The sequence below is a fragment of the Cellulosilyticum sp. ST5 genome (genome assembly GCF_046529625.1).
GTDB lineage: Bacteria > Bacillota > Clostridia > Lachnospirales > Cellulosilyticaceae > Cellulosilyticum > Cellulosilyticum lentocellum.
In genome coordinates this window covers 4,762,684-4,774,839 of the sequence record NZ_CP132338.1, presented here as the reverse complement: position 1 = coordinate 4,774,839, position 12,156 = coordinate 4,762,684, and the positions used below count along the sequence as shown (strand labels likewise).

Sequence of the window (12,156 nt, the reverse complement as noted above, 5' to 3'; positions counted from 1 at the left end):
TCCCCTCCATAACCTCTATTTACTTACAATACTTAGCTGTTTCGTATTATTGTCCCAGCTATAACTCACTTCAAATGCCCTACATATATCCCCTATTGGTAAATAAGTTCTTCCATTAATAATCTGTGCCTTTTCTAATAATGGTACCTCTATACCATTAACTAGCATATATGTTTTTCCTATGCCTATAACAATTCTCTTACTTCCTAGAATCTCTACTTCTTTTGTTTTTGCATGCCATTTAATCTGCTCTGGTGATATATTAAGTGCATATGCCAAATATCTTACAGGTACTAGTAATCTATTACTTTTTGAAATCATTACTGTTGCATCCATCTCTATAGTTTGTCCATTATATACAGCTATATTGCTATTTAATGTTAAGATTACTTGATTTGTAGTAACACTTTCTTTTTCTCTTCCTGCTGTATCATTCTTTACTCCACTATTTGTTTTATCACTCTCAGTATGATTCTCATTCTGCTTATCCTCGGAATCTTTTTCATCCCCCTTATCTTCCTTTTCCCCTTCTTCAGGCTCTTTCTCTTCTCCCTCATTTGACTCATCTGCACCTGTAGTTGTGATTTTACATATATTTCCTGCATTATCATATTCATATTCAATACAAATACCACTCTCATACTCTACCCGTACTAACCTATTAAGATCATCATAAAAATACTCTGCTGCATAAATACTATTACCCATAAGTAAAAAAATCATTAGCCATATTATTACTCTCTTCTTCTTCATATTCCCTCCCAAAATTACCAAATATAAAATAATTTTAATATATTTTAAATATTTATTCAATTATTTTAATTTTAAATATTTTATTCCGTCAAATTTAAAAGAGCTCTCGCATTAGCTGATTTTAATCTGCTAATGCGAGAGCTGATTTTTATATCTTTTATGAATAATGCTATGACTTATAATTCACTACCACAAATAATACAGGCTATACTTAAACCACAGATTTTCTGCATTTTTTAGCGTCTACATTTTTGATAGTAAAAAAAGAATACTTTCAGCGAGTCTACCGGTAAATGAATAATTCTCCTTTATCTATCCTCAATATTTTTCTCTTTTTATCAACTATAACCAGTACCTTCGTCTTTTTTTCCTAGACTTCAAACAAAGGGATCATAGCTGATTGGATTACCATTAACGTATGCCTAACGATTTAAGCTTCTACCATCTAATACATTACCTACTACTGCATCTGCATTCATAAAACGCTTAATATCTGGATTGTAGTATCGGGTACACATATAGTATAAACCATTGGCATCTGTTATAACACCTGATCGCCCATTATATTTAAATTAAACGGCACCTGAATTCACTTTCTTAGTTTGCATAATAAAACACACCCTTTCGCAACTTTTTTCATAGTTGCTAAGAGTGAGTTTATATTAGCGTTTTAGAACTTAATATTAACTTTTCATTTTCCATTCTGACCGAAAGTATACCTAGATGGGAAATTTCACACTAAAGTCTTTTAATTAATCTTTATGGGTTACATTACCTTCGGTGAGCGCCATTTCGATTAATTTACAGAGACGAGAGTTGATTAGTGAGTCCTAAAGTATAATCATAATTAAATCAAATTTCTTCGTATCGTTGATTTGAGAACCGTTGTATCCACCCATCTTCAGTATACAATTCTCCAGACAACCCATCACTTATTTCAGAAATACTTTCTCCCTCAATTTGCATATCAATATTTGAATGCTCTTCTAACATACATAGCATATTATGAATACTTAAATCTACAATTTGAGGAACAATTCTTTCTATCAACTGGCGTTGTGTAATGTCTAACTGTTCAACTTCAGAATATAATTTTTGAGAACTTTCATCTTTCATTTTACCATTTATTCTCATATCATAACTGCGTATAGTCCTATCTCTAACATCACTTATTAATATTTCTCCAAACCTACTTAACACATCACTCATACCTAAATCTCCATTCTTTTATTATTTTGAATACCATGGTATTCTAGTTGGTTGCTTTACACCTTGTCCAGCTAAATTTGATAATGAATCTTCTAGCAAGTCATTTATAAGACTATCACCTGCGCCACCTGCTTTTAAAGCCTCTCGAGCAATCCTTGTATGTTCATCCAATGTGTTGGGTCTACCGCTTTCATATAACTCTTTAAATAACTCACGTTGTTTTGATGTCATCTTTTGATGATTCAGTCCATTTCGTTCCATAAAATCTTGGCTTATAGAAAACCCTACATTAGGGTCATATTTAGAAGCTCCTTTAAAACCAGCCTTTGCATGTACATGATGGCCCCCAACATCCCCATACTTACCAGTTCCTGAATATCTGCCACCCTTATCAGCAAAGAACTGTAAATCTAATTTATACTTAACATTTTTCGTCTGTTCTACAACAGTATCTTCTACTGCTTCTTTAATATTTCGCTCTGTTGCCGTTTGTGCTACTTCTCTTATGTTTCTTTCTGTTGCTTGCTGTCCGGCTTCTCTTACTGTTCTTTCTGCCGTATTTTCTGTAACCGAACCCACTATTTTAAAGCTTGTTTTTTCTGCTAGCTGTTTTGCTATCTCTTTACCAGATTTAGCACCAACTTTACCAAGCACATCTGATATGAGTTTTCCTGCTGTTTTTAAGCCTTTGCCTAAGTATTTTACACCTTTAAAGATTAGGTCCGCACCAAAAACACATCCTAAGTAGAATGCTGCTTTTCCGTACTCCCCTTCCTTTAAATAATTAACTGCATTAACAGCATCTATTATATCTCCAAGTACTGGCATAAAGCCTGCTACATCTAACCAGACCTCATTAATGCCTTCATCTTCTTCTTTTTCTGGGCTTAGTCCAAAGGGGTCGCTATAGTTGATTGGATTACCATTAACGTACGCATGACGATTTAAGCTTCTGCCATCTAAAACATTACCTACTATTACATCCGTATTCATAAAACGCTTGATATCTGGATTGTAGTATCGGGTACACATATAGTATAAACCATTACTGTCTGTTATGACACCTGAGCGTCCATTGTATTTAAAGATAACATCATTACTTCCTTGATGATCTACTAATTCACCATATGCTGTGTAACTAAATCTGTCTGTTACTTCGCCTTTACTATTTGTAAGTGCTGTAGTGCTACCTCTATTATCAAAGTGATAAATGAAATAATGATCTCCTTGCTCCTGGGCCAATAAACCTTTGCCATAGATGTACCATGTAACAGGTTCACCCTCTTCTATTTGTGCAATGGTCCTAGGCAGTTCATAGTTGCTATCCACTACATAAGCTGTTCGTTTACCCTCTTCAATAACAGCAATACGATTGTTTTCACCATCATATTCATAGATGGTGTCTCCTGCTCGAATCAGCCTATTTCTAGCATCATATTCAAATTCTACCCATTTACCATTTAGTGGACCATACGTCAAGTTACCATCTTGATCATAAATAACTTTCTTACCATTATAAGTGCTTAACCTATTATCTTTATCATAAGTCATGGCTACTGTTTCTGAAACAACTGCTGAGGCTTTTACACCTCCTTGTGCTTTGGTTTCTTCTACAATATTGCCTGCTCCATCATAAGTGTAACTATAGCTATTAATGACTTGTCCTGTACCCGTTTTATCAATAATGCCAACAAGCTGACCTAGAGCATCATACTGATTGATTTGAACACTGCCATCTGATCTTATCGTTTTTTCTAGTCTGCCATTAATATCATAACTATACTTGGTTTTTCTACCTGCCCAGTCCTCAACTTCTGTTACTTGATTCACTGCATTATAGCGATATTTAACTTCCTTATTATTGGAGTAAATCACTTTGGTGACATTTCCTACTGCATCATACTCATACCTAATAGCCATACCATTAGCTTCTATATATTTGATGACACGATTCAAAGCATCATATTCTCTTTGAATACTATTTTTCTCATCTAATACTTGAAGGACATTGCCATTAGCATCATATCTATAGCTAACTTTACCTACTTCATCTGTAAAAGAAGTGATTCTGCCTGCTTTATCATAAGCATAGGTTGTATTTTGCCCTCTACCATTAGTACTACTTTTAAGTTGATCTATATTATTATACGTATAACTATGGCTATATCCAAGACTAGTGGTCTCTTTTACCATTTGTCCTGACTGATTATAGGTATAAGTATAGCCACCACCTCCTGGATCTGAATAGGACTTCAATTTTCCACCTAAGGTATAAATGGCCTTAGAAATGCCTTTTTCAGGATCTTCTACCTGACTTACGTTGCCTGTCTGATCATAGGTTATTTTAGTGGTACGATTTAAAGCATCTACTACCTCTATCACTTGATTTAATTGATTGTAAACATTGCTAGTAGTATATCCTAATGCATCTGTGGTACTTACAAGATTATTCAAGCTATCATAAGTATTAGTAAACAATCTAACCCCAGCAGCATCAAAGTCACTGATGAGATTACCATATTCATCATATTCTCTTCTCACAGTGCGACCTAAGGAATCAGTAGCACTTATTAAACGTCCTAAAGCATCATACTTAAAGGTAGTTGTGTTGCCATTTGCATCTGTAATAGCTACTACCCTATCTTCTTTGTCATAAGTGTAGGTCGTTACATTACCTAATGCATCTGTTACTGTCGTTAAGTTATCATTTAAATCATAGGCATAGCTTGTCATATACCCTCTTGCATCAGTTTCATTTACAAGGCGTCCCCAATTATCATAAGCATAAGATCTAGTGTTGCCTTCTCCATCCTTACTCCAAATCAAATTACCTGCTTGATCATAGCCGTATTGTGTTAGATGACCTTCTGCATCTTCCTTACCTGTTAAATTCCAAGCTTTATCATAGCTGTATTTGGTGCTGCCTTTTCCTACGGTGTCCATAGTCCTTAATTTTGTGTTTTTAAAATAGCCATAAATAACTTTTTCACCATCTGGTAAAGTCATTGCATCTAAGCTGCCTCTTGTGTCATAGTGGAAAACAGTTATCGCACCTTTTGTATCTACGGTTTTAATGAGATCTCCTATATAATTATATTCTTTTAATTCAAAAGAACCATCGGGATAAATAGTTTTAATGAGTCTATCATTGCCATCATAAATATAGTGGATTGTATTTCCTTCACAATCTATGGCTTTAACCAGATTATTATTACCATCATATTCAAAGTGTGCGGTGTTCCCTTTACTACCTGTTATAGTGAGCTGATTACCTCTGCTGTCATAGGTATAGGAAGTTTTATAACCTAATGCATCTGTAAGACTTAATAGGTTTCCTTTATGGTCATATTCATAAGTAGTTGTATTACCTTCTCTATCCGTAGTTGTTTTAAGCCTACCAGCTTCATCATATGTCATATGATTCGCATTACCTCTAGAGTCAGTAACACTTGTTAATAAACCATTTTTGTAATCATATTTGATTTTTCCTAAGCCTACTACCTCTTCTGATAAAATCCGGCTGTACTCATCATATTCATATTGAGTCACTTTACCAGACGGTTCCCTCATGGTTAATATTTGATTGTTTTCATTATAGGTAAAGTAAGAAGCTTCTCCTTCTTCATTAACAATACTGGTTACATTTCCATTGCCATCATAAGCCATATATGTAACTGTATTTTCTGGATCAGTTATTTTAGTAACCTGATTATTCCCATTATACTCATAGGTTACTTCAACATCTCCATTGGTGTCAGATACCTGATTACCTTTGCTATCATAAGTTAATGTTCTTACCTTTGTTCTTGCTTCACTTACTTCTTCTGTTTCCATAATGAGAAGGCCATCTCGATTATAAACATAAGTTTTATTATGACCTAGTCTATTTTTTACTGTTACTATATATCTCCAGAAGCTTTTATCATCATAAGTAAAAGTAGCAAGTTCATTACCTGACCTAGCATCATCTTGAATAAGTACCCTTCCTTTTTCATCATAAGTATTCGTCAAATAGGTAATGCCCTCTGCATTGGTCATTGTATGAATGTGATATTTACCTGTATAAGTATAAGTTTCAGTCTTTCCATTCATATCTGTCATACTTACTAGCTGACGGTCAGAATTATAATCAAACTGAACTATTCTGCCTACTTGGTCTGTTACACTTCTTAAAAGTGTTTGTCCATCATAATTAAAGGTTAATCTAATATTGCTATTTCTTTCAGATACAGAAGAAAGAACGTCATCTTTGTAGCTTAAGTCTAAAATACTTCCACCCTTAGGTTGAATACTGGTGAGTCTACCTTTATTATTAAAGGTAAATTCCTGTTTATTAACATCTGTATAAATATACTGTTCTCCTGACTTGACACACTGTACATCTTTTAAGTCTGGTGAATTAGAGGTATATATACCATTTCCACTCTTATCAAAAAGAAAAAGTACATTAACCGGTGACAAGTGAAGTACTAATACCTTTGTATTGCCTTCGATTTGTTCTAACTTCATTTCATAGTTATGGTACCACCCTGGCCCCATTTGTTCAGGTGTTTCGTCTTCTCCCTGTTCTTCTGGCGTTAATGATGAATAATAAGCTTCGAAAGTAACTTGTCCTAAACCTTGAAGCGCCATTAGTGTTTTTGTAGTCTCTTGTCCTCCTGTAACAACGTTAACTGGGTCTTCCACTAATTCTGGCTCTGCTATGCGGTATTGTGGATTATGTGCTGGAATAACAGAAATACTTACCGGAATGTCCATGGACTGAGAAGTTACATAGGCCTCAATAAGCTTATTATATTTTCCATCTGGTGCACCTATACTATTATTGTATACTAAATATATACTTTCTCCAGGTTCAAGTACTTCTACAGTTATAGCTTTATCACTCTCTTCAATACCTTCTATATTAGCAAAATCATGAATATCTAAATCTGGGATATGGACTTTATCTATCTTCATTTTCTCGCCTTCTTGGCTTGAAAATTCATCATATTCTTTTCCTACTTGATTAGATCTATCGTTCTCACCTGCCCAGTCTAAATAACCTCCCATACAATACGTTCCAATGGCACTTGATTGCTCAGTTCCGGTCATCCATTGTAAATTATAAATAGGCTCTGAGCTAGTATTAATAATTTGGAAATAAACATAATAGGGTACACCGGTATATGCTGCATCTTCTACTTGTACGTTAACTGCTAGTCCTCCTGGCTTAGACACAGTTACAGGTTCAGATGTTCTAAATATTGCGCTAATCTTCTTTCTGAATGGCATGAGCATACCATTATAATTAACATCAATATTATATTCACCGGGACTATCTCCTCTTACAAACCAGCTATATTCTGCTTTTTCGCCCCCTGCTAAGTCATCTAGTTTTACTTCTGCCATTTGATTTCCTTGGTCATCTACTACACTTTTGTTACCACCTAGCATTTGAACTAGAGAGAGTCCTGGCGGTAATTGAATTTCTATAGTAGAATCTTGAACTACAAATTGTGAATCACACACATTTTGCACAGTTACAGACACATTAAAGAATTCTTTTAGCCAACTTATTTTCTGAGGTACTGTAATAGTAGAAATAGCTGGTGGCTCATTACTCCCCTCGGGGGCCGGTATAGCTTGTATATATGTTGAAGTACTAGCATTTCCGGAATAATTTCTTAGGGGACCTACTACATAATTACTAGCATCAGCGCCACCTCCTCCTCCACTCTCATTAGTACTACCATGATATATTATTTCTCCTTTTGAATTACAAATAATAGGTAAATCTAATTCTTGAAATGTTAAATGAATATTAAAACTAAAAGAGTGTTGATTGTCTGGATTTGAAAGATCTATACCTGCCTCTTGCATTTCTTCCATGGTCATTTTATGAACTTGGATATCTCCAATAATAGGCTCACCTTTCGGTAAACGAATCGTTTGTTCACTTACTCTTCCTCTCGCTACCTTCATATTCACTTCTTTAGGTAAGTAATTAGTAGCATAGGCAGCAATATTATAGTTTCCATCTCTTTGGTAAATAGATACCATTCCTGATTGATCTGCTCGTAAGATAATTAAATCTTCTGATCTGATACTGGGTGCATCAACATATACTAAAGCATTCGGAATAGGTAGTCCTGTTTCTTGATCTAACACTTTTAAACGAATTTCTCCTGTTAAATGTGCTGAATAAACATAGACATTTATACTTGCTGAATCTGTATTACCATAAGCATCTTGTACGGTTAACCTAGTTTCATAGACACCTTCTTCTTCAAATACATGTTTCGGAGCTATTCCTGCTCCTTGTTTACCATCACCAAAGTCCCATTTATAACTCACAATCTCATCATTATCACTTGATAACGAAGCATCAAATACCACTGCTCTTCCTGTCATTGCTGCCATACTATATCCTAGTCTAGCTGTTGGTGCATAGGGGTCTTGAGCTAGTGGAATAACTGTTATTTCATTACTATTGCTCTCTCTACCATAAATATCCCTAGCCGTTATTTTATACGTGTAGGCTTTTTTGGGCGAAATCATTTTATCTATATATTCAACTTGCTCAGTTTGAACGATTAATGTAAAATCTCCATTTAGCCCTTCTTTTCTATATATTTTATAGCTTCGAATTAAATGGGCATCTTGCTCTACTTTCCAATTAAGTTGTACCTGCCATGGTCCTGGCTGTCCACTTATCGTTGGTGCTGGCAACTTCCCTGTATTTAACTCATACGATACCTTCATATCTATACTTCTATTTCCTGTTGAATCTATTGCATAACAACGTAGATTATAAATACCACTTTCAAGTTTATCTGTTTCCCACTTAAATTCAAATATACCTGATTTTTCATCAGTCGCTATGGTGTCGATATTATTCCATTCCAGTTCTCCTTGCTTTTGATAGTCTAATACCACCTGCCCCAACTTATAATTATCATATATAGCTACACTTATAGTTGGATTAATAGCTATTTTAGCATTGTTACTTGGTGCAATACTTGTAATAGTCGGTGCCTGAATATCATTAGAAGCTATTATTTCTACTTCCTTTGAAAATTCACTACGATTTCCTGCGCTATCTATACAGTTGATTTTATACTTATAATTCTGTTTAGGTTTTTTATCTGGTTCTCTATAATAAAGCGCTTGTAAATTAGCAGCTACTTGCTTATATGTAGCTTCTCTCTCATCATATTTATAGACATCGTAGCCTACTATATCTTCTTCTTGACCTTGCAACCAAGTTAATACTATTCCTTCAACATCTTCTTCCACCTTTAGCCCTAGTGGCACCTGTGGCGCTGTACGATCTACAACATATTCTACAAATGACGCCTGTTCATTCTCTATACTCCTATTTCCTTCATTATCTACAGCAATCCCTCTTATAAATATACTTCCTTCATTAAAACTTAGTAGGGATAGTGTAGCACTAGCTTGAGCCTTTTTTTCATTATTAATATTTGTACTAGCAAACTCTTGCCAGTTTAAACAATCTAAAGAATACTGAAAGATAATATTCTGTAATGCATGATTATCTTCTGCCTGTATAGAAATGTTTACTTCTTTATTCAATCTACTAGAACTTGGAGAAATTGCTGTGATACAAGGTATTTCACCATCATTAGTCGTGCGTATACAAAGTTCTTCTGATATACCTGCTTCATTTTTCCATATGTCGTATCCTATAACTTGTACAAGATAATCTGTTTGTGGCACTAAATTACTTATATTAGTTCCTAATACATTGCCCGTCTCAATACTAGTAATAAGACTTCCATCTTGCGGATTTTTTAAATAAACTATAAATTTTTCGAAATCCTCAATATCAAGTTTATCCCATTTTAACATCATTTGTGTACTTGAAGTTTCTACTGTATTAAAGGTAATTGTTTGACAATTAGGCGCAACAATCGTATATGTTCTTATAACTTCTTCTATATTAGTGTTATCAGAAGTATCTGTAGCAATTGCCTTAATAGTTAAAGTACCTTCCTTTTTCGGATTTGTGAAACTAAATATAGCTTCTGATTGATTAGAAACTGTATCGATCTCTATCCATTTGCCTTCTTCATTTAAATATTGTAAGGTAGTACTTTTAATACCGATATTATCCTGTGTTCTTACAGTAACAACAACTTCTTTTCCTATTTTACTTTTATTAGAAGGGACTATCCCTATTACCTCTGGTGGAGTTGTATCTTTCAAAGCTATAGCCATTATAGATTCACTTGCTTCTCCTATAATGCCAAACCGTGTTTTAGTATATAATTTATAGTAATATTCTTTCTCTGCTTCTATAGCCTTATCCAAATAACTATTAGCCTTTCCCGTTTCAATTGTAGCTAACTTAGTATATACTCCATCTCTTACTTCTGATCTATGTATTTCATAATAAGCAATACTATCATCATCAATTTCTTGCCAACTAATTTCAATTTGTTTTTCTCCCGGTTCAGCTTTTAAGCTGATTACTTGAGAAGGTTTTGTCGTATCAACTACATAGTTTAATTCTTTAAGTATGTGAATACCTCTTTCATCTTCCATGCTTATTCTAACTACATAATTCCCACTTATAATATCCTCTAAATCCCATATAGCACTATAGCTAATACCTCCTTCTATCTGGCTCCCCTTGATATTTTCCTCTGGAATACTATAATACTCACTCTCATTAGTATATTCCACTTTTAAATTGCATTCCTCTAAACTATTATTAGTCATATAATTTATCTTAAAGTTTACACTATCACCACCAATAGTACTTTGATTAGTTGGAGTCACTTGTGAAATATAGGGTTCCATAATAATGGTATTTACTTGATTACCATTTTCAGATTGTATCTCCCCTTCATAAATTGCAGCAACTGTATAATTATAGAGGGTCTGATAATCAATATTAGTATCTTTAAAGGTGTTTTCTTGAGTTTCCTCTATTTCTACACCATTTCGATATATCTTATAGCTTTCTATTGGAAGATTCGTATATGGCTTATACCACTGTAACTTAATACTATAATCTTTCTGCTCTTTTATTAATAATGTAGTTACCGGTAAAGGTTCATTAACCTTAGTTCCTCGTTTATAGTTAATTATCCCTTCACTATTAAACTTAATATTTATAATTTCCGGCAAAATACTATAGATGCTAAATTCATCTGTTTCTTTAGGAATAAAATAAGAGTTCGGGCGACTAATAGCCCTTGATATAACATCTCCACCTGCCCATGCACTAATAAAGTCCCCATTTTCTCCCTCTACACTATTTCCTTTTTTCCAATATCCCTCATTCCATACAGCAAAATTTTCATGTCTTGGACTTCCATCTTTTACATAATCAATACTGGCAAATGTTGTAAAAAATGCTCCTTGTGAATCTTCTGTTAGAATAGACCATGGTTCCTCATACTTATAATAATTTGTTGACCATGTAATATTTATCTCTTCAATTCCTAAAGCATCTATCTGCTCCTTTTTATTTACAATAGCATTATATACATTTTCATTACTTTCATCTGAGCTTTCATAGTAATACTTATCCTTATTTATTAATTCATACGGCTTAATTGTACCGTTTTCATTAACTTGTATAATATCAAGCATCATATAAGTATTGCTTGCTGGCATATTTAGTTCTACTGAATGTTCACCACTGAATAACTGGGGGCAAATATAATATATTGTATGTCCCCATCCATAGTTTCCCACATATGGAATAGTATCAACCAGTTCTCCATCAATAATAACTTGAACCCCTTGATTTCTGCCATAATGGCTCTGTACAGCAAGTATAAATTGAGATCCTATAAAATTAAACCTCGCTCTCCCCTCCTTGCCTGTTCTTGAATTATGTGTTCCTCCATTTAAGAAATTTCCATGGTCACCATTATGCCAATCATCCATATTTTCATACCAGATATTTTTATTATCATCATCAAACACATTCCATCCTGGAGCATTAAAGTTAACTTGGATACCTAATTTAGGTATATACTCACTTAATTGATTTATCTGTAATGCAGATGCTGTGGTAGTTGTAACATCCCCCTGTGTTGCTTTTATACCAATATCATTATTTGTTATATCAATAGTCTTTTCTCCATAAGTATATTGTAAAAGTAAGATAATAGTTAGCATGATACAAATTACTCTTTTTTGCATTTTCATTATTTTTCCCCTTATAATTCATTA

Annotated in this window: 3 protein-coding genes; all 3 read right to left on the bottom strand. The window is 33.9% G+C overall.

The genetic code is table 11. The features are described from left to right. Positions 1-15 precede the first annotated feature (15 nt). The 3 genes from QTL86_RS22770 to QTL86_RS22760 all read right to left on the bottom strand — a co-directional run bounded on the left by QTL86_RS22770 (position 16) and on the right by QTL86_RS22760 (position 12,132). Positions 16-753, bottom strand: a complete 738-nt coding sequence (locus tag QTL86_RS22770) for a stalk domain-containing protein (RefSeq protein ID WP_127067730.1) — start codon at positions 751-753, stop codon at positions 16-18. 852 nt (positions 754-1,605) lie between these two features. Next, positions 1,606-1,962 (bottom strand): hypothetical protein, encoded by a 357-nt coding sequence (locus tag QTL86_RS22765; RefSeq protein WP_013658360.1) that lies wholly within the window; start codon positions 1,960-1,962, stop codon positions 1,606-1,608. A gap of 21 nt (positions 1,963-1,983) precedes the next feature. After that, positions 1,984-12,132, bottom strand: a complete 10,149-nt coding sequence (locus tag QTL86_RS22760; RefSeq protein WP_410496119.1) for a PKD domain-containing protein — start codon at positions 12,130-12,132, stop codon at positions 1,984-1,986. Positions 12,133-12,156: the final 24 nt, after the last annotated feature.

Excerpts from the sequence above, each read along its gene's own strand:
- QTL86_RS22760 (WP_410496119.1), bottom strand. The coding sequence starts at position 12,132 with ATGAAAATGCAAAAAAGAGTAATTTGTATCATGCTAACTATTATCTTA.
- QTL86_RS22765 (WP_013658360.1), bottom strand. The coding sequence starts at position 1,962 with ATGAGTGATGTGTTAAGTAGGTTTGGAGAAATATTAATAAGTGATGTT.
- QTL86_RS22770 (WP_127067730.1), bottom strand. The coding sequence starts at position 753 with ATGAAGAAGAAGAGAGTAATAATATGGCTAATGATTTTTTTACTTATG.